This window comes from Mesorhizobium sp. M0590, from assembly GCF_040320905.1.
Lineage (GTDB): Bacteria > Pseudomonadota > Alphaproteobacteria > Rhizobiales > Rhizobiaceae > Mesorhizobium.
Genome location: NZ_JAMYQN010000001.1, coordinates 1 through 20000 on the forward strand (window position 1 = coordinate 1; position 20000 = coordinate 20000).

A 20000-nucleotide genomic window follows, 5' to 3' on the forward strand; every position below is an offset into this window, starting at 1 on the left:
CCCCCCGGCCGCGCCATGAAGTAGCCCCCGCTTGGGTTGCCCCCCCCCCGCCCCCCCCCGCCCCCGGGCGCGGGTGTCTCCACAACCCCGCCCCCGCCAAAAACCCCCCCCCCGGCGGGGCCCCGGGGGCCCCCCGCGCCCGTCTTTAGCCCCCACGAAGTCTTGGTACCCCCCGAAGTCTTGGCACCCCCCGCAAACGGCAATTCGAAATTGAGCGGCGCCATCACCGCACGTCCGTTGACGAGCTTGCCGTCGATGAGGTTCATCGGCGGCGAGCCGACGAAGCTTGCCACGTAGGTGTCGCGCGGATTGTTATAGATCTCGTACGGCGTGCCGGTCTGGACGATGCGGCCATGGTTGAGCACGCCGACCTTGTCACCCATCGACATCGCCTCGATCTGATCATGCGTCACGAACAGGAAGGTGGCGCCAAGCTGCATCTGCAGGTTCTTCAATTCGGTGCGCAGCGCCTCGCGCAATTTGGCGTCGAGCGCCGACAACGGCTCGTCCATCAGGAATACCCGCGGCTTGCGCACGATGGCGCGACCGATCGAGACGCGCTGCATCTCGCCGCCTGAAAGCCTGTCGGTCTTGCGGTCGAGCAGATGCTCGATCCTCAGCGTCCTGGCCGCGCGGTCGACACGATCCTTGATCTCGGCATCGGGCAGCCGGCGGATCTTCGGCTTCAGCGGAAATTCGAGGTTCTGGCGTACCGTATAGCGCGGGTACAGCGAATATTGCTGCAGCACCAGCGCCACGTCACGCTCGGCCGCGCCCCAGTCGGCGACATCGACGCCGTCGATGAAGACCTGGCCTTCGCTCGGTTTTTCCAGGCCGGCAATCATGCGCAGCGTCGTCGTCTTGCCGGCGCCGGTCTCGCCAAGCAGGACGAAGAACTCGCCATCGGCGATGTCGAGATCGAGCCCGGTCAAGGCGGTGTGGTTGCCGAATTTCTTCGAGATGTTCTTGAGTTGGATGTGGGCCATCAGAGTCTCACTCCCAGCGATTTGCCGCTCGCCGTGTCGAAGAAATGCGCCTGGCTGGGATCGATTCTGACGAAGACCCTTTCGCCGGGGCCGCTGATGAAGCCGCTCTTGGTGCGCGCACGCAGCATCTTGGAGCCGACCTTGAGGTCGACGATGTCGAAAGACCCGAGCGGCTCGACGATCTGCGTCTCCACCGGCAAGAATCCCTCGGCGGCTTCGCGGCGGACGAGGACGCCTTCCGGCCGGATGCCGAGCGCGAGTTGGCTGCCGGCATGGCCGTTGAGCTTCGACAGCAAGGCGCGCGGGAATTCGAAACCGGCGGCCGCATCGCCGACGGTGACCGAGGCCGATGAGGCTTTCTCGGTCACCGAAGTGTCGGCGACGTTCATCACCGGGCTGCCTACAAATTGCGCGACGAAAAGATTCGCCGGATGCGAATAGACCTCGTCCGGTGAGCCGACCTGCTGCAGCACACCTTCATGCATGATGACGATGCGGTCGGCGAGGCTCATCGCCTCGATCTGGTCGTGGGTGACGTAGATGCTGGTCGAGCCCTGCTTGATGTGCAGCCGCTTGATCTCGGCCCGCATCTCCTCGCGCAGCTTGGCATCGAGCGCCCCGATCGGCTCGTCCATCAGCATCGCCTTCGGCCGCCGCACCAAGGCTCGGCCGATCGCCACGCGCTGCATGTCGCCGCCCGACAGCGCCGACGGTTTCTTGGCGAGGAGATCGCTGATCTGCAGCGTCTTGGCGACCGAGCGCACCTCGCTGTCGATCTCGGCCTTGCTCTTGCGCGTCGCCCTGAGCGGAAAGGCGATGTTCTCATAGACGCTCATATGCGGATAGAGCGAGAACGACTGGAAGACCATGGCGATATCGCGATCGGCGGCCTTGAGGTGCTGGACCGGCTTACCGTCGATGAGGATGTCGCCGCCGTCGATCGTCTCCAGCCCGGCAATCGCCCTGAGCGTCGTCGTCTTCCCGCAGCCCGACTGGCCGAGCAGCACGATGAACTCGTTGTCGTTGATCTTCAGGTTGAGGTCCTTGATGACCTGGACGGCGCCGAAATATTTCTGGACGCCTCGAAGCTCGATCTGGGTCAATGCTGTGCCCCCGGATTTGCCCCTTGCCCGGTGCCGGCCTTCTCCTCCGGCGCGATCTTGGAGGTGATGTTGAAGCCGATCAGGCCGATCAGGATGATGGTCACGCCATAGCTGTGCAGCAGCATGTTCCACGGCTGGCAGAGCGCGATGATACCGAGCACCATCAGCACCTGGCTGCCCGGTTCGAGATATTTCTGGTTGATGTCGCGAAAGCTCATTTGCGGATCGCTCCAAACGACATGCCGCGCAACAGGTGGTTGCGGAGCAGGAAGGTGAAGATCGCGACCGGCAGCAGGAACAGGAAGGTTCCGGCGGCAATCACCGTCCAGTCCGGCAGGCCGGAACCGATCTGGCTGGGGATGAAGGGCGGTGCTGTCTGGGCACGGCGGCTGGTCATGATCAGTGCGAAGGCATATTCGTTCCACGCCGTGATAAAGCAGAACACGGCGGTGGCGGCGATGCCGGTGGCGGCCTCGGGCAGCACGATCTTGAAGAAGGCCTCCATGCGCGTATAGCCGTCGACGAGGGCCGCCTCCTCATACTCCTTGGGGATCTCGTCCATGAAGCCCTTCATCAGCCACACCGAGAAGGACAGGTTGAAGGCGGTGTAAAGGATGATCAGGCCGATATGGGAATCGTTGAGGCCGACCGCCCGGTACATCAGGAACATCGGAATGGCGACGACCACCGGCGGCAGCATGCGTGTCGACAGGATGAAGAACAGTAGGTCCGCCTCGCCTTTTACCTTGAAGCGCGAGAACCCATAGGCGGTGAAGGTGCCCATGCCGACGGCCAGGACGGTCGAGGTTATGGCAACGATCAGTGAGTTCATGAAACGGCTCGGATAGCCCGACCACTGCACCTGGCCCTTGCCGTCGCGCACGATCTTTTCGCCTCCATTGAAGACGACGCGCTCCCACCACGGCGCAGCCGCGTACTCCTCCGGCGACGGCGGGCTGCGCAGCTGCGAACGCTTGGTGAACAACTTGACGAAGGGCGATATCTCCGGCTGGAAAACCACCGTCGGCGGAATGGTGGTGGCGAGGTTGCGCGGCTTGAACGCCGTCGAGGCGATCCAGTAGATCGGCGCCAGGAAGATGATCGTCACCAGCAGGACAGCGACGATGGCGACCCGGTTGAAGGTGATTTCGGAAGAAGTGCGGACTGCGGCCATCTCAGCGCTCCTTCACCTTGTTGAGGTATTTGACATAGATGTTGGTGATCGCCAGCACCATGATCAGCACGATGTAGGCGAGCGCGCAGGAACGCCCGGTCTGCCATTCCTGGAACGCCATCTTGTAGAGCCGGATCGAGATCAGCTCGGCCGTCGGCTGGCTGGTCAGGATGTAGGCGAGGTCGAAGGTCTTGAACGCCTCCATGGTGCGGAAGATGACCGCGATCATCAGGATCGGCGCAACAAGCGGCAGCGTTATGCGGAAGAAGGTGTAGAACGGCCCGGCCCTGTCGATCGCGGCTGCCTCGTAGAGATGCTTGGGCACGGCCGACAGGCCGGCCAGCGACAACAGCATGACGAAGGGCGACCACATCCAGATGTCGGTCAGCGCGACCGCATAGAGCGCCATTTTCGGATCCGACAGCCATTCGAAGGTGCCGAGGCCCAGCGCATAATTGATGATGCCGAAGGACGGATCGTAGAGCAGCTTCCAGAACAGGCCGACGACGGCCATCGACAGCATCATCGGCAACAACAGGAGCGTCGTCAGCAGGCCCTTGAGCGGAATGTCGCGATTGAGCAGCATGGCCACGCCGAAGCCGACGAGCAGCTGGCCGGCGACCGAGATGATGACGTATTTTGCGGTAATGGCGAAGTTGGACCAGACATAGGGATCGCTGAGCAGGTCGCGATAATTTTGCAGCCCGACGAAATTCGCCGCCGCGCTGGTCGAGGCGCGGAAATCGGTGAACGAATAGCCCAGCGAATAGATCAGCGGGAAGATGTTGAAGACGATCAGAAACAGGATCGTCGGGATGATGAAGAGATTGCGGATCGAAATGTCGCTTAGACCGCGAGCGGCGGCCCGCGAGGACCTGTCCAGCGTGGTGATCATCGTGGTCGCCAAGACTCTGCTCCCGGTTCAAAAATCAGAAAAAGAAACGGAGGAGGCACGAACGCCCCCTCCGTGAAACTTCATACTTATTGGCCGCGGCCGTATTTCTTGAAGGTCGCGTTCCAGTCGGCTGCCAGTGCGTCCAGCGTCTCCTTGGCGGTGCCTTCGCCGCCGATCATGTAAGGATAGATGCGCTGGTTAAGCTGCTGCAGCAGTTCCGCGTATTCCGGAACCGCCCAGAAGTCCTTGACCTTGAACATGGTCTCGTAGAACGCCTTGTTGTAGGGCGTGGCGTTCTGGAATTCGGGCGACTTGAGCACGGCGGCACTGCAGGTGTAGCCGCCAAGCGCTGCCCATTTCTTCTGGGTCTCGTCCTTGATGAACCATTCCAGGAACTTCGTCGCCTCTTCCTGCTTCTGCGAGTAGGAAACGATGGAGATGCCCTGACCGCCGAGTGCGGCGAACTGGTCGCCGCCAGGTCCGGCTGGATTGGCGAAGAAGCCGGTGTTCTTGGCGTTCGGGTTCGACGCCTCGTTGATCAACGAGGGGAAGAACGCGAAGTAGTTCATGCTCATCGCGGCCAGGTTTTCAGTGATCGCCTGGTTGTCCTCGACGAAGAACGACTTGGCCCAGCCCGGAGGCGTGAACTTGTAGAGTTCCTTGTAGGCGTCGAGCGCCGCGATCGCCTTGTCGGAGTTGATGAAGCCATCGACCTTGTAGGTCTTATAGTCACCCAGCTCGCCGCCGAAGGAGAACAGCGCGTTTTCGAAGCCCATCGCCATCGCGTCATAGGAATTGTCGGTGTAGATGGCGATGCCGTATTTTTTCTGGTCCGGCCGGTAGAAGAATTCGGCGATGTCGCGTAGCGCCTTGAAATCCTTCGGCACGTCGAGATCGTAGCCATACTTGGCCTTGAAGGCTTCCTTTTCCTTGGGGTCTTCGAACCAGTCCTTGCGATAGGACCAGCCGACGGCGTCGCCTTCGAGCGGAATGGCCCAGTACTTGCTGCTGCCGCCCGGATATTCGGCATAGTATTTCACCGTGGCCGGTGCCATCACTTCACCGACCTTGTGCTTGTTGAAGAAGTCGGTCAGGTCGACATAGTGGCCACCGGTCGAGCCAGCACCAAGCCATTGCGAGTCGCCGACGACCATATCGTAGGCGTCGCCATGGGCGTTGAACTCCGTGAAGGCCTTGGTCTGGAAGTCGGGCCACGGTGTGGTTTCCACCGTGATCTTGACGCCGGTTTCCTTCTCGTACTCGTTGCCGAGTTCCTGCAGGTAATTGGCCGGATCCCATTCCGCCCAGAAGATTGTAAGTTCCTTTTCCTGCGCGTAGACGGACGTTCCGCAGGCGAGCACTAGGCCGATACCAGCAAGCAAGCTGGTCATTGTCTTGCGCATAATGATTTCCTCCCTTGTGCGCATTCTACCGTTCATGAGAACCGGCATCGAGGCCGGCCCTGGTAGTCCTCCCGTGACGGCACCGTTTCGGTCTGTGAGCCTCCTCGCTCGACCGAAACGGATCTCAGCCTTCACCTTTGATCCGCTTTATTTGTCCTGATCTGGTATTACCAATTTAAGAGGAACGTCAAGCCCTTTCTTGGACGGTGGCGGACACGCAGACAAGTTGGCTTCTGCGATATCTGCCTGTTTTCCCTGAATTTTCCTACTCCTTGATACATGAATGCCTTACTTGGGCCGCTGCATCGCTAGTAGCATGAATAGCCAGGTTGAAAATCTGGTCGAACCAGATTGGCGTCATCTCACGGCGGTCGTCGGCGCGATCCCATCTCCTTCAATCATCGATTCGGTCATAGCCGCGCGCACAAGAGCGCCGGCCGCCCATTGCGCAACCGACATCATACTGCGGCTATCCAATCCCCATATATCCTTCAATACGATCAGCACCTCAACACCGAAGATCAATGACAGCGCCTGCGCGAGCCGCTTGAATTCGCGCGGCGGCAACCGGCCTTTGAGTGGCGCGATCGCATCTTTCAAAAGATCGACGCGATGGCCGCGCGTGAAGGCAGGTTCGCCGTCAAGCGTGCCTGCCTGTCGCTGCGCCCACTGGTCGAGCGACAGTTTCAGCGCCGCCTTGAACGTCGCTTCGAAGACCTCGATGCGCGGCATGGCGGTCTCGAACAGGTCGGCGACCCGGCGCTCGGGATCGGCAGAGCTCGATTTCCACGTAAGGATCGGCCCAAGCCCCTCATCGACCACCGCCTGCACCAACGCCGCTTGGCTCGGAAAATACCGATAGGCGGTGGCGCGCGAGACCTCCGCTGCCTCCGCCACCTCGCTGACGGAGGGCGTGGCGCCCGCCTGCATCAGCTTTGTCGCCGTCTCAAGCATGAGACGCCTGGTGCGCGCGCGGGCCCCGCGCTCTACTTGGGGGTTCGGCCCTTGGCTGGCATCGTCGTCCATTGCCGCTTGTTGACGTGAGACATTCATGTCAATACGATACGCGTGTCTCAAAAAATTGCAATGGCCCTTCGCGCCGTCGAAGGGCCGGGCAAAAAGGGGCGGCAGCGCCGAGCACGCCCAAGACCGGGGAAACGCGATGAAGCGCATCTATGTGGTGGGCACCGCCGACACCAAGGGCGAGGAACTCGCATTTCTGGCCGATGCGGTCGCGGCTACCGGCGCTTCGATTGCCCGTGTCGACATCGGAACACGCGGCGCGACCGTGCCGGTCGATGTTTCGGCAGACGAGGTCGCCAGCCACCATTCCGAGGGTCGCAATGCCGTGCTCGGCGTCGACGATCGCGGCACCGCGGTGGCGGCGATGGCTGCCGCCTTTGCCCGGTTTGTCCAGTCGCGCAGCGATATTGCCGGGATTATCGGAATTGGCGGCGGTGGCGGCACCTCGATCATCACCGCAGGCATGCGCACGCTGCCGCTCGGTCTGCCCAAGATCATGGTTTCGACGTTGGCCTCGGGTGACACCGCGCCTTACGTCGACGTCTCCGACATCGTCATGATGCCGTCGGTGACCGACATGGCCGGCCTCAACCGGCTTTCGCGTGTCGTGCTGCACAACGCCGCCCAGGCGATATCAGGCATGGCGACAAAGCCGGCGCCGCCGCCCGAGGGCAAACCGTCGCTCGGCCTCACCATGTTCGGCGTCACCACGCCATGCGTGACCGCGATCGCCGATGAGCTTCGTTCGACTTATGACTGCATGGTCTTTCATGCCACCGGCACCGGCGGCCGCACCATGGAAAAATTGGCCGACAGCGGCCTGTTGTCAGGCGTCATCGACATCACAACGACCGAAGTCTGCGACTTGGTGCTTGGCGGCGTGCTGCCGGCGACCGAAGATCGCTTTGGCGCCATCGCCCGCACCGGGCTGCCTTATGTCGGCTCGGTCGGCGCGCTCGACATGGTCAATTTCTGGGCGCCGCCGACAATTCCGGAACGCTATCGCGGCCGGCTGTTCTATGAGCACAATCCAAACGTCACACTGATGCGCACCACTGCCGACGAAAGCAGAACGATCGGCGAATGGATCGGTACAAGGCTGAGCCTCTGCCAGGGTCCGGTTCTTTTCCTCATTCCGGAGAAAGGCGTGTCGGCGCTCGACATTGAAGGCGGCGCCTTCTTCGACCCTGAAGCCGATGCCGCTTTGTTCGAGGCGATCGAGCGTACCATCAAACCCGCCAAAACGCGGCGCGTGCTGCGCCTGCCGCTTCATATCAACGACCCCGAATTCGCCTGGGCTGCCACAACGGCCTTCCTCGACATCGCCAGACAGTGAGACACCAAGACATGGCCGCCATACCGCGCAAGAAAATCCTGGAGAAATTCCGCAAGATGATCGCGGACGGCGTGCCGATCGTCGGCGGCGGTGCCGGCACCGGCCTGTCGGCCAAGGCAGAGGAAGCCGGCGGCATCGACCTGATCATCATCTACAATTCCGGCCGCTACCGCATGGCCGGGCGCGGCTCGGCCGCCGGCCTGCTCGCCTATGGCAACGCCAACGAGATCGTCAAGGAAATGGCCTACGAAGTGCTGCCGGTAGTGAAGAAGACGCCGGTGCTGGCCGGCGTCAACGGCACCGATCCCTTCGTCATCATGCCGCTGCTTTTGGCCGAGTTGAAGACGATGGGCTTTTCCGGTGTGCAGAACTTTCCGACCATCGGACTGTTCGACGGCCAGATGCGGCAGAGTTTTGAAGAAACCGGCATGGGCTTCGGGCTCGAGGTCGACATGATCGCCGAGGCTCACAAACTCGACCTGTTGACCACGCCCTATGTCTTCAACCCAGACGAGGCGCGCGCCATGACAACAGCTGGCGCCGACATCGTCGTCGCCCATATGGGGGTGACCACCGGCGGCTCGATTGGCGCGACATCGGCTAAATCGCTGGACGACTGTGTGAGCGAGATCGACGCCATCGCCAAAGCGGCACGCTCAGTGCGCGAGGATATGATCCTGCTTTGCCATGGCGGGCCGATCTCGATGCCGGACGACGCCAGATATATTCTCGAGCGCTGCAAGGGCCTGCACGGGTTCTATGGCGCCAGTTCGATGGAGCGGCTGCCGGCGGAAGCCTCGATCGCCAGGCAGACGGCGGATTTCAAGGCCGTCACGTTCGGCGCTGCGTAGAGACCAGCAAAAAGAAAGGTGGGACGATGACCGACAACAGCAAGGTATTCGTATATCCAAAAGACGTCAGCGCCTTCGGCTTCGACTGGGGCAGGCTGTCGCTGACGGTCGCTCCCGAAGTGAACGGCGCAAAGCGATTTTCCGGTGGTGTCGTCGACCTACCGTCAGGCAAAGGCCATACGCGTCATAACCATCCGGGTGCGGAGGAGATCATCTTTGTCATCTCAGGCAATGGCGAGCAGATGGTCGAAGACGAGAAAGGCAACCCGGTCGTCGAGAAAGTCGGCCCCGGCTGCACCATCTATGTGCCGGAAAGCCGCTTCCACTCGACGCTCAATACCGGCGACGGGCCGATGCAGCTTTTCGTCGTCTATTCGCCGGCCGGGCCGGAACTGGCGTTGCGCGACCTGCCGGATTTCAGGCTGCTGCCGCCGGGCGGGAAGTGAGATAGAAGCGCCTAACCCCCGCCCCTGTTCCAGCCCCGGCCCCGATCGCCGAACATGACGTAACCGGCATCGGTCACCGCCACCGTGTCCTCCAGCTTGATGAAGCCGCGCGTCGGGTGGAGCATGGTCGTCTCGACCGAAAGCACCATATTCTTCTCCAGCGGCTTTGCGGCATAGGTGCCTTCATAGGTCACCGGATGGTTGGTCATCAGGAACGGCGCTTCATGCGTGATCAGCCCCATGCCATGCGCGAAGAAATCAGTATAGGCCGCAACCTTGGATTTCTTCAGAACGCCTTCGGCATGAGAAATCATGTCACCGCCCAGCGTGCCCGCCTTGACCTTGGAGAAGGCCGCCTGCTGCACTGTCTCGATCTCGGCCAGCAGATCCTCGAGTTCGGCGTCAGGGTCGCCCAGCACGCCCATGCGGCAAAGATCGCCGATGTAGCCGTGGTAGTTGCCGCCGGAATCGATCGACATCACCTCGCCCTTCCTCCACGCCTGCGGCGAGGCGGCGCGGTTGTGGCTGGAGCCTAGCGTCAACAGGCAATATTCGAAATGCGCGCCGCGATTGGTCTCCTCGCGCCTGAGCTGTTCGATGATCTCGCTCTTGGTCGTGCCTTCGCGTGCCCAGCCGATGGTCGCCAGCATGGAATCGGTGATCAGCTCCGAAGCGATGCGCAGCTTTTCCAGCTCCGCCTCGGTTTTGATTGCCCGCATGCGCTCCAGCATATCAGTCGCATCGATCAGCTTGGCATCCGGCAGCGCGTTGCGGATCAGCATATAGGCGTCGGACGGCAGGAAGGCGGGCTCGATGCCGATGCGGGCATTGCCCTTGCCGATCTTTCGCAAATGCTCGACCGCCAGATTGGCGGCATCGAGCGTACCCCAGGAGGCGGCATGCAGTGTCGGCGTCCAGAACGGATGATTCTGGTGCTCGCCGCCTTCCATGCGGTTGCCGATATAGGCGGCATGCTCCGGCCCACCTTTCTCATAGACGACGACAGGCAGATAACGGCTGTGGCCGATTGCATCCATGGCGGCGAAGAAGATGAACTTGTAGCCGCCAAGCAGATATTGCGTGTTGTGCTTGGAGGTGGCGAGCAGCACGTCGATGCCGGCCTCCTCCATCAGCCCGTCCACCCTGGCCTGGTCGAACGGCACGCTGCCGTCGGCATTCTTGCCTGGGGCAATGTTCATGTCTCTCTCCCTGAAATCCCTTAGCCGGCCGCTCGCCGGCACCGGCTTTTCCGGCTCTGAACCTCGGCTATGCTTAAATCTGCATCATTTTGCCCGATCTGGTCCAGCCAGAACGGGCGAACCAGCCCCAAAAGCTGCTCCACCTGCTGCACTTTACTCCAGTCTGGTCCTGCTAGAACCGCGCGTCGAACCGTTTTCTGTACAACTGGTCCAGCGGACGGAAATTTCAAAGCCACGTAGAGATGCGCCAATTCCGTCTTTGGCGAAACCCCGCACAAGGCCCATAATCAGCTTTGCAGGATGCTTACGAGCGTCCGAGGGGTACGGCGGACCCGGCCGGGGCCGCGGAGAGGACGGAGTTCGATCATGCCAGAGTTCACCATTTCCAGACGTACAATGCTGGCCGGTTCGGCATTGCTGTTGGCCTCCACCGCCATGCCGACGATCGGCTCGGCGCAGACGCCGAGAAAGGGCGGACGACTGGTTGTCGCCGCCGATTCCGAGCCGCGCAACCTCAATCCGGCGATTGTCGCCTCGAACGGCGTCTTCTTCATCTCGAGCAAGATCGTGGAAACCTTGGCCGAGGCCTCCTTCGGCGGCAAGGACGGGCTCGAGCCACGGCTGGCGCTCAGCTGGGAAGGTGCCGCCGACGGCCTGTCGGTGACGTTCAAGCTGCGCGAGGGCGTCAAATGGCATGATGGGAAGCCATTCACCTCAGCCGATGTCGCCTTCTCGGCGCTGCAGGTCTGGAAGCCGCTGCAGAATCTCGGCCGCACCGTGTTCAAGGATCTGGAGGCGGTCGACACGCCGGACGAAACCACCGCCGTGTTCAAATTCGCCAAGCCGACACCGTTCCAGCTGATCCGCAACGCCTTGCCGGCGCTGAGCAGCGTGGTGCCCAAGCACATCTATGAGACCGGAAAGATCGAGGACAACCCGGCCAACAACGCCCCGGTCGGCACCGGACCGTTCAAATTTGCCGAACACAAGCCCGGCGAATATTACCGGCTGGAGAAGAACACCGACTATTGGGGCAAGGACGAGCCCTATCTCGGCGAGATCATCTATCAGGTGCTGCCGGACCGCACGTCGGCGGCCAGCGCCCTGGAAGCCGAAGAGATCCAGCTCGCCGCCTTCTCCGCCGTGCCCCTGGCCGATCTCGACCGCATCTCCAAAGTGCCCGGTCTCAAGGTGATCACCAAGGGTTATGAAGGGCTGACCTACCAGCTCGTCGTCGAGATCAATCATCGCCGCAAGGAGCTGGCCGACCTGAAAGTACGCCAGGCGATCGCTCACGCTATCGACAAGGATTTCGTCGTCAAGACGGTATTCCTTGGCTATGCCGCCACCGCCACTGGCCCGGTGCCGAAAAACGACCCGCAATTCTACACCGCCGACGTGCCGACCTACGCCTTCGACGTCGCCAAGGCCAACGCCTTGCTTGACGAGGCCGGCTACAGCCGGGGCGATGACGGCAAGCGCTTTTCACTGAGGTTGCTACCGGCGCCCTACTTCAACGAAACCAAGCAGTTCGGCGACTATCTGCGCCAGGCGCTCGCAGCCATCGGCATCGACGCCCAACTGGTCAACAACGACTCTGCCGCGCATATCAAGGCTGTCTACACCGACCACGCCTTCGACCTTGCGGTCGGGCCGCCGGTGTTCCGCGGCGATCCGGCGATCTCGACCACCATCCTGGTGCAGAGCGGTATTCCCGACGGCGTGCCCTTCTCCAACCAGGGTGGCTACAAGAATGCCGATCTCGACGCCCTGATCGCCAAGGCATCGGAGACGCTCGACACCGCCGCCCGCACCGAACTCTACAAGGAGTTCCAGAGAAAAGTTGCCGCCGACCTGCCACTGATCAACGTCGCCGAATGGAGTTTCATCAGCGTCGCCCGCGATACGGTCAACAACATCGCCAACAACCCGCGCTGGGCGGTATCGAACTGGGCGGACACTTGGCTGGAGGGGTAAGGAAGTCTCTTCAGACTTGCGCGCCGCTTGTGTGGGTGCTCAGCTTCAGCGATGAGAGCTTTTTCGCGCCCCCCTCTGTCCTGCCCTCTTTGCCACCACTTGGCATCTCCCCCACGAGCGGGGAGATCGGCTGTCATTGTCGCTTTTGCCAATCTCCAGCGTTGCAAGACGGCCGGCAACGCCGAAACTGCCAATCTCCCTCCTTGTGGGGGAGATGTCCGGCAGGACAGAGGGGGGCGCCGTAGAGCGCGGCACCGAAGACTTGGCTCTCCTATCGGCGTTGCGCCATGACCCGCGCCGTCATCCTCCTTCGCCGCCGTCTCGTCGGCAGCATCTTCGTGCTGCTGATTGTCGTCATTGGCACCTTCCTGCTGCTCGAAGCCGCTCCCGGCGACGCGGTCGATGCCTATATCGTCTCGACCGGCGGCGACGCCGGCATGATCGAGCTGTTGCGTCACCGCTGGGGGCTCGACCAGTCTGAGCTGACGCGGCTGGCCAATTACCTTTGGGCGCTGCTGCATCTCGACCTTGGCCAGTCGGTCACCTTTTCGCGGCCGATCCGCGAAGTCGTCCTCGAGCGCCTGCCCAACACGCTTCTGTTGATGGGGAGCGCCACCGCGCTCTCCTTCGGCCTCGGCTCGGCGCTCGGCATCTATGCCGGCGCCAGACCCGGCAGCTTCCGTGATCGTTTCCTGTCCATCGGCTCGCTGGCGCTCTATGCCGTGCCGGGCTTCTGGCTCGGGCTTGTGCTGATCATTGTCTTCGCCGTCGACCTGCGCTGGTTTCCGATCGGCGGCATCGAGAGTATCGTCTCGGCCAGGACCGGCCTCGATCGCGCCGCCGATATCGCCCGCCATCTCGTCCTGCCGGTTTCGGCGCTCGGCTTCATTTATCTCGCGCTCTATCTGCGCATGACGCGCGCCGGCATGGCCGAGGTGTGGCGACAGGACTTTGTGCTGGCCGCCCGTGCCAGGGGACTTTCCCGCCGTCGCATCGTGCTCGCTCACGTCGCCCGTAACGCGCTGTTGCCGCTGGTCACCATGCTCGGCCTGCAATCCGCGCAGATGTTGGGCGGCAGCGTCGTGATCGAGAGCGTCTTTTCCGTCCCCGGCCTCGGCCGACTGGCGCAGGAAGCGGTGGCCGCGCGGGATACCCCACTACTGCTCGGCATTATTCTCACCAGCGCTGTCCTGGTCGTCATCATCAACGTTCTCGTCGACATCGCCTACGTCTTCCTCGATCCGCGCGTCGGCGCCAGTGAGGCCAGCGCATGAGTCCGCTTGCCCGCTTCCTGCGCACGCCGGAGGCTGTCGCCGGCGCGGTCATCCTGGCGGCGCTGTTTGCCATGGTTTTTGCCGCGCCTTTGTTCTTTCCCGGCGATCCGCAGGCGATTGCCGGACCGGCATTGCTGCCGCCCTTCCAGGATTGGTCGCTGCCGCTCGGCACCGACCGGCTCGGCCGCGACGTGCTAGCCGAGCTTCTCCACGGCGCCCGCACCTCGCTGGCGGTCGGGCTGGCAGCAGCAGCCGTCGCCCTTGCCGTCGGCGCCATAATCGGCACGTTGGCCGGTTTTGCTGGCGGCGTTGTCGACGAGATGCTGATGCGCATCGCCGACGCGTTCCAGACCGTGCCAGCCTTCCTGCTGGCTTTGGCTTTCGTGAGCATTGTCGGGCCGTCGCTCGGCGTCGTCGTCGCGGCGATCGCGCTTGGCGCCTGGACCGGACCGGCACGCGTGGCGCGGGCCGAAGTGCTGTCGATCCGCGAGCGCGATTTTGTTGCCGGCGCCCGCGTCATCGGCATGCATCCGTTGGAGATCGCCTTTCGGGAGGTGCTCCCCAATGCGCTGCCGCCGGTAATGGCTTTGTCGTCGGTGATCGTCGCCGCGGCGATTCTCACCGAAGCGGCATTGTCCTTTCTCGGCCTCGGCGATCCCAACCGGGTTACCTGGGGCGGCATGATCGCCGAAGGCCGCGCCGTGCTGCGCACCGCGCCCTTCCTGTCGATCATTCCGGGCGTAGCGCTCGTGCTCACCGTGCTCGGCGTCTATCTCGCCGGCGAAGGCGTCGTCGAGACCACGGCGATGAGGAGGAGCCTGTCGTGACGGCGCTTGCTTCGATCCGCAATCTGACGGTGACCTATCGCCGTGACGGCGCCGAGGTAGCGGCGCTGAAGAATGTCGGCTTCGACATCACCGCCGGCGAGCGCTTTGCCATCATCGGTGAAAGCGGTTCGGGCAAGAGCACGCTGGCGCTGGCCATTGCCGACCTGCTGCCGGCCACCGCCAGGATCGAAGGCCGCATCGATTGGCTCTTGCGCCCGCCACCAATGTTTGGTGCCAAGGCACCCCCCTCTGTCCTGCCGGACATCTCCCCCTCAAGGGGGGAGATCGGCAGTTCCGCAGCCGGTTCCTTTCCGCCAGCTTCGGTGATTGGCGAAGGCAGAGATGAAAGTGCAATCTCCCCCCTTGAGGGGGAGATGTCCGGCAGGACAGAGGGGGGTGCGACGGGACGCCAACCTGCAAGCCTTCGCGACCATGCTCCAATCGGTGGCCGTGACATCGGCTTCATTTTCCAGGACCCATCCGCAAGTCTCGACCCGGTGATGCCAATCGGCAAGCAGATCGCGGAAGTCGCGTGCACTCATCTCAGCCTCAGTTGGCGAGACGCCTATGCCAAGGCAAAAACCCTGCTCGAGCGCGTCCGCCTGCCCGATCCGGACGCTGCCCTCTGCGCCTTCCCGCACCAGCTCTCCGGCGGCCAGAAGCAGCGTGTGGCGATCGCCGCGGCGATTGCTGCCGGTCCGAAACTGCTGATCGCCGACGAGGCGACCAGCGCGCTGGATACGATCGTGCAGGCCGAGATCGTCGGGCTGATCCGGCGACTGGTGGCCGAGGACGGTATGACGCTGCTGTTCATCAGCCACGACATTGCGCTGGCCGCTGAGCTTGCGGAGCGCATCGCGGTGTTCCGGCATGGCGAGCTGCTCGAGCTCGGTTCGACAGCCCAAATCGTCAATGCGCCGCGTCACGCATACACTCGTGTGCTGCTTGACGCTCATCTCGGCCTCGACGCCGAGCCGCTGTTGCGGCGAACATGACCGACCCGCTGCTCGCCGTTTCCGGCCTGACCAAACGATACAGTCGCGGCGGCAAGATCATCGCCGCGGTCGACGACGTTTCCTTCCACATCGACCCCGGCGAGACGCTGGCGCTAGCCGGACCTTCCGGCAGCGGCAAGTCGACGATAGCTCGTCTAGTGCTCCGGCTCATCGAATTCGATACCGGCCGTATCGAATTTGAAGGCAGCGATTTCCTGTCGCTGAACGGCGCTGCCTTGCGCGGCCGGCGCGCCCGTCTTCAGATGGTGTTTCAGGATCCGCTCGCCGCCTTGAACCCACGCGCCACAGTCGCGCGTGTGCTCGACGACCCCTTGCGCATCCATCACATTGCCTCTGGCCCCGAGCGCCCGCGCCGTATTGCAGCTCTGCTGGAACGCGTCGGCCTCAGCCCCGGTCTCGCCGGCCGCGCCATTCACGAAATTTCCGGCGGTCAGCGCCAGCGCGTTGCAATCGCCCGCGCCATCGCCACGAAACCGTCGCTGGTCGTGCTCGACGAGGCCGTGTCGGCGCTCGACGTTTCGGTTCGTGCGCAGATCCTGCAACTGCTGCTCGACCTTCAACGCGAGGAGCGCATCGCCTATCTATTCATTTCGCACGATCTCGGCGTCGTCCGTGCCATCGCCCACCGCATGGCCATTCTGGACGCCGGGCGGATTGCCGAGAGCGGCGATGCCCGCACCGTCATCGACGCGCCGCAATCCGCGATCGGCAAGGCGCTGGTAGCGGCAGCGCCAAGACTGTCAAGGCTCGAACAGGACGCATCATGACCGACGCCGAAGCCCGAGCCGAAAAACTGTCGCGCGAACTCGATTCCGCCTTCCGCAACCGCGCCGATCTCTATCGTCTGTTCCTCGACGAGCTAACCGCGGAGTTGGGCGCGGAAAAAGCCGAGGCGATTATGATCCGTATAATCGAACAACGCGGCAAGGAGGTTGCGGCGGCGGCCTTTGCCGATTTCGGCCCGAACGATGCACCGGCGATCGGCGAGGCGTTCCTGGCCGTCAGCCCGGATGGCGGCCGCATGTATCCGACCGACGTCGAACGCAGCCAAGGCCGCATCGCCTTCAAGGTCAAGCGCTGTCCGCTGAAGGACGCCTGGGTCGAAGCCGGCGTCGGCGACGAGAAGCTCGCCACGCTCTGCCGAATCGCCGGCGCCTTCGACCGCGGCCTGTTCGAGGCCACCGGAGTGCGCTTCGACAACGTCACCTGGACGCCGGGCCACGGTTCCGGCTGCTGCCACATCGCCTTGACCAACCGGGATGCCGGCTAGAGCTGCATCCATGCAGCACATTCAGGTGCCGGCAGGACGTGGAACTTCGTCGCGGCGCGCGAGCTTCGGTGTTTGGCAGCACGCCCCAAAACAAAAAAACCCCGGCGCTGTAAGGCTACCGGGGTTTTTGCGGGGGCTGGACCTGCCTTGGTGTCTCGCTGTGTCTGCTTCGTGCGAGTCCCTGACGGGGATCGAACCAATCGGCCAGCAAAACGAAAACGGCCCGCACAAGGCGGGCCGTTTTCGAATTTGGTTGCGGGGACAGGATTTGAACCTGTGACCTTCAGGTTATGAGCCTGACGAGCTACCGGGCTGCTCCACCCCGCGTCAACCCTAGAAGTAAGCCTTGGCTCACTGGATTCAAGCTTCCGCCAAATGAAAAGGCCGCTTGCGCGGCCCGATATCCCGTTGGCGGGCCTGTTCGTAAGGAGAAGATTAAACAACGTGCGCTTGGCAGACCTGGCAGCGACCTACTCTCCCGCGTCTTGAGACGAAGTACCATCAGCGCTGGAGCGTTTCACGGCCGAGTTCGGAATGGGATCGGGTGCAGCCGCTCCGCCATAACCACCAGGTCGGCAAAACGCACGTTGCTCGAGAAGCTGTTTTCTGTGCCATCCATCTCGGCGCAATCCAAGGATTGTCACCAGAAATGGGCATTAGGAATGAGAACGATCAAGCCGATCGAACTATTAGTACCGGTAAGCTTCAAGCGTTGCCGCTCTTCCACACCCGGCCTATCAACGTGGTCGTCTTCCACGGTTCTCAGGGAATACTCGTTTTAAGGTGGGTTTCCCGCTTAGATGCCTTCAGCGGTTATCCCGTCCGGATATAGCTACCCTGCTATGCGGCTGGCGCCACAACAGGTCCACCAGAGATCCGTCCATCCCGGTCCTCTCGTACTAGGGACAGATCCTTTCAATATTCCTACACCCACGGCAGATAGGGACCGAACTGTCTCACGACGTTCTGAACCCAACTCACGTACCGCTTTAAATGGCGAACAGCCATACCCTTGGGACCTGCTCCAGCCCCAGGATGCGATGAGTCGACATCGAGGTGCCAAACAACCCCGTCGATATGGACTCTTGGGGGTCATCAGCCTGTTATCCCCGGCGTACCTTTTATCCGTTGAGCGATGGCCCTTCCACGCGGGACCACCGGATCACTATGACCGACTTTCGTCTCTGCTCGACTTGTCAGTCTCGCAGTCAGGCAGGCTTATGCCATTGCACTCAGCGAACGATTTCCGACCGTTCTGAGCCCACCATCGCGCGCCTCCGTTACTCTTTAGGAGGCGACCGCCCCAGTCAAACTACCCACCATACATTGTCCCGGACCCGGATAACGGGCCGCGGTTAGACATCCATAGTGATAAGGGTGGTATTTCAAGGGTGGCTCCACCTGAGCTGGCGCCCAGGTTTCAAAGCCTACCACCTATCCTACACATGCCACTACGAATGCCAATGTAAAGCTATAGTAAAGGTGCACGGGGTCTTTCCGTCTAACCGCAGGAACCCCGCATCTTCACGGGGAATTCAATTTCACTGAGTCTATGCTGGAGACAGCGGGGAAGTCGTTACGCCATTCGTGCAGGTCGGAACTTACCCGACAAGGAATTTCGCTACCTTAGGACCGTTATAGTTACGGCCGCCGTTTACTGGGGCTTCGATTCAGAGCTTGCACCCCTCCTCTTAACCTTCCAGCACCGGGCAGGCGTCAGACCCTATACGTCGTCTTGCGACTTCGCAGAGCCCTGTGTTTTTGATAAACAGTCGCTACCCCCTGGTCTGTGCCACCCTCCCATGCTTGCGCATGAAAGGGTCACGCTTCTTCCGAAGTTACGCGTGCAATTTGCCGAGTTCCTTCAGCATAGTTCTCTCAAGCGCCTTGGTATACTCTACCAGTCCACCAGTGTCGGTTTCGGGTACGGTCTATAAGGAGGAGCTATTTCCTGGAACCACGCAGCAGCCCTTTCAATCCGATAAGATTGGACTACCTCAATGATCCGTCACTTCCTCCAGGCCCACGAATATTAACGTGGTTCCCATCGTCTACGCATTTCTGCCTCGACTTAGGGGCCGGCTAACCCTGCTCAGATTAGCTTTAAGCAGGAACCCTTGGACTTTCGGCGGGGGAGTCTCTCACTCCCCTTACGTTACTCATGTCAGCATTCGCACTTCTGATACCTCCACCACCCCTCACGGGTATGGCTTCATCAGCTTACAGAACGCTCCGCTACCGCTTGCATTGCTGCAAACCCTAAGCTTCGGTGTATGGCTTTAGCCCCGTTACATTTTCGGCGCAAAGACCCTTATTTAGACCAGTGAGCTGTTACGCTTTCTTTAAATGATGGCTGCTTCTAAGCCAACATCCTGGTTGTTTTGGGATCCTCACATCCTTTCCCACTTAGCCATAACTTGGGGACCTTAGCTGTAGGTCAGGGTTGTTTCCCTTTTCACGACGGACGTTAGCACCCGCCGTGTGTCTGCCGACTATTACTCCCAGGTATTCGGAGTTTGGTTAGGTTTGGTAATCCGGTGAGGACCCCTAGCCCATCCAGTGCTCTACCCCCTGGGGTATTCGGTCGACGCTCTACCTAAATAGATTTCGCGGAGAACCAGCTATTTCCGAGTTTGATTGGCCTTTCACCCCTAGCCACAAGTCATCCCGAACTATTGCAACAGTTATGGGTTCGGTCCTCCAGTAAGTGTTACCTTACCTTCAACCTGCTCATGGCTAGATCACTCGGTTTCGGGTCTAATGCGACGAACTGAACGCCCTGTTCAGACTCGCTTTCGCTGCGCCTACACCTATCGGTTTAAGCTTGCTCGTCACACTAAGTCGCTGACCCATTATACAAAAGGTACGTGGTGACCCTTGCGGGCTCCCACTGTTTGTAGGCAATCGGTTTCAGGTACTCTTTCACTCCCCTTGTCGGGGTGCTTTTCACCTTTCCCTCACGGTACTAGTTCGCTATCGGTCATGCACGAGTACTTAGGCTTGGAGGGTGGTCCCCCCAATTTCAGACAGGATTTCACGTGTCCCGCCTTACTCGAGGACGATGATTTGCATTACGCGTACGGGGCTGTCACCCACTATGGCCCTACTTTCCAGAAGGTTCCGCTTGTCTCATCATCGCCACTGGCCTGGTCCGGGTTCGCTCGCCACTACTTCCGGAGTCTCGGTTGATGTCCTTTCCTACGGGTACTTAGATGTTTCA

At 61.4% G+C, this 20000-nt stretch carries 17 protein-coding genes, 1 tRNA gene and 2 rRNA genes (1 of these 20 running past the window's edge); 9 read left to right on the plus strand and 11 right to left on the minus strand.

Going from position 1 to position 20000, the window contains the following annotated elements:
* The 7 genes from NKI52_RS00005 to NKI52_RS00035 all read right to left on the minus strand — a co-directional run.
* Positions 1-986, minus strand: a 986-nt coding sequence (locus NKI52_RS00005) for an ABC transporter ATP-binding protein (protein ID WP_352696722.1), incomplete at its 3' end; no start/stop codon positions are given.
* Positions 986-2089: an ABC transporter ATP-binding protein gene (locus NKI52_RS00010; protein WP_352577401.1), complete on the minus strand. Its 1104-nt coding sequence runs from the start codon at positions 2087-2089 to the stop codon at positions 986-988. The genes NKI52_RS00010 and NKI52_RS00005, both read right to left, overlap by 1 nt.
* Positions 2086-2307, minus strand: a complete 222-nt coding sequence (locus tag NKI52_RS00015) for a hypothetical protein (protein WP_023675179.1) — start codon at positions 2305-2307, stop codon at positions 2086-2088. Before NKI52_RS00015 ends, NKI52_RS00010 begins: the two co-directional genes overlap by 4 nt.
* Positions 2304-3263: a carbohydrate ABC transporter permease gene (locus NKI52_RS00020; RefSeq protein ID WP_352448403.1), complete on the minus strand. Its 960-nt coding sequence runs from the start codon at positions 3261-3263 to the stop codon at positions 2304-2306. Before NKI52_RS00020 ends, NKI52_RS00015 begins: the two co-directional genes overlap by 4 nt.
* Before the next feature lies 1 nt (position 3264).
* Entirely contained in the window at positions 3265-4170 is a 906-nt protein-coding gene (locus NKI52_RS00025) for a carbohydrate ABC transporter permease (RefSeq protein WP_023722315.1), read from the minus strand.
* A 74-nt stretch (positions 4171-4244) separates the two neighbouring features.
* A complete protein-coding gene (locus NKI52_RS00030) occupies positions 4245-5561 on the minus strand; it encodes an ABC transporter substrate-binding protein (RefSeq protein ID WP_352448404.1) in 1317 nt (438 codons plus the stop codon).
* Between the two features lie 357 nt (positions 5562-5918).
* Positions 5919-6614, minus strand: coding sequence for a TetR/AcrR family transcriptional regulator (locus tag NKI52_RS00035; RefSeq protein WP_502897736.1), 696 nt, complete (start codon positions 6612-6614; stop codon positions 5919-5921).
* Positions 6615-6723: 109 nt separating this feature from the next.
* Here NKI52_RS00035 and NKI52_RS00040 point away from each other — a divergent pair, with 109 nt between their 5' ends.
* The 3 genes from NKI52_RS00040 to NKI52_RS00050 are packed head-to-tail and all read left to right on the plus strand — an operon-like array spanning position 6724 to position 9217.
* Positions 6724-7920 (plus strand): Tm-1-like ATP-binding domain-containing protein, encoded by a 1197-nt coding sequence (locus tag NKI52_RS00040; RefSeq protein WP_352696724.1) that lies wholly within the window; start codon positions 6724-6726, stop codon positions 7918-7920.
* 11 nt (positions 7921-7931) lie between these two features.
* Entirely contained in the window at positions 7932-8771 is an 840-nt protein-coding gene (locus tag NKI52_RS00045) for a phosphoenolpyruvate hydrolase family protein (RefSeq protein ID WP_352456829.1), read from the plus strand.
* Positions 8772-8797: 26 nt separating this feature from the next.
* Positions 8798-9217, plus strand: coding sequence for a cupin domain-containing protein (locus tag NKI52_RS00050; RefSeq protein ID WP_352577395.1), 420 nt, complete (start codon positions 8798-8800; stop codon positions 9215-9217).
* An 11-nt stretch (positions 9218-9228) separates the two neighbouring features.
* Here the strand turns inward: NKI52_RS00050 and NKI52_RS00055 are convergent, their stop codons facing one another.
* A complete protein-coding gene (locus tag NKI52_RS00055) occupies positions 9229-10416 on the minus strand; it encodes a M24 family metallopeptidase (protein ID WP_352696727.1) in 1188 nt (395 codons plus the stop codon).
* Between the two features lie 366 nt (positions 10417-10782).
* On the opposite strand from NKI52_RS00055, the gene NKI52_RS00060 reads away from it, so the two are divergent.
* The 6 genes from NKI52_RS00060 (at position 10783) to NKI52_RS00085 (ending at position 16780) form a co-directional block, all read left to right on the plus strand.
* The gene (locus NKI52_RS00060) at positions 10783-12393 is read left to right on the plus strand and encodes an ABC transporter substrate-binding protein (protein WP_352568294.1); all 1611 of its coding nucleotides are present in this window, start codon (positions 10783-10785) and stop codon (positions 12391-12393) included.
* Positions 12394-12680: 287 nt separating this feature from the next.
* Entirely contained in the window at positions 12681-13667 is a 987-nt protein-coding gene (locus NKI52_RS00065) for an ABC transporter permease (RefSeq protein WP_352568295.1), read from the plus strand.
* Positions 13664-14494, plus strand: a complete 831-nt coding sequence (locus tag NKI52_RS00070) for an ABC transporter permease (RefSeq protein ID WP_352568296.1) — start codon at positions 13664-13666, stop codon at positions 14492-14494. The genes NKI52_RS00065 and NKI52_RS00070 overlap by 4 nt, the downstream gene beginning before the upstream one ends.
* Positions 14491-15489, plus strand: coding sequence for an ABC transporter ATP-binding protein (locus NKI52_RS00075; protein ID WP_352568297.1), 999 nt, complete (start codon positions 14491-14493; stop codon positions 15487-15489). Before NKI52_RS00070 ends, NKI52_RS00075 begins: the two co-directional genes overlap by 4 nt.
* Entirely contained in the window at positions 15486-16277 is a 792-nt protein-coding gene (locus NKI52_RS00080) for an ATP-binding cassette domain-containing protein (protein WP_352568298.1), read from the plus strand. The genes NKI52_RS00075 and NKI52_RS00080 overlap by 4 nt, the downstream gene beginning before the upstream one ends.
* On the plus strand, positions 16274-16780 hold the full coding sequence (locus tag NKI52_RS00085) for an L-2-amino-thiazoline-4-carboxylic acid hydrolase (protein ID WP_352568299.1): 507 nt from the start codon (positions 16274-16276) through the stop codon (positions 16778-16780). Before NKI52_RS00080 ends, NKI52_RS00085 begins: the two co-directional genes overlap by 4 nt.
* Positions 16781-17030: 250 nt before the next feature.
* Here NKI52_RS00085 and NKI52_RS00090 read toward each other — a convergent pair.
* The 3 genes from NKI52_RS00090 to NKI52_RS00100 all read right to left on the minus strand — a co-directional run.
* Positions 17031-17107, minus strand: a tRNA-Met gene (locus tag NKI52_RS00090).
* A 130-nt stretch (positions 17108-17237) separates the two neighbouring features.
* Positions 17238-17352 (minus strand): 5S ribosomal RNA (gene rrf, locus NKI52_RS00095).
* Between the two features lie 96 nt (positions 17353-17448).
* A 23S ribosomal RNA gene (locus NKI52_RS00100) occupies positions 17449-20000 on the minus strand (it continues 247 nt past the right edge of the window).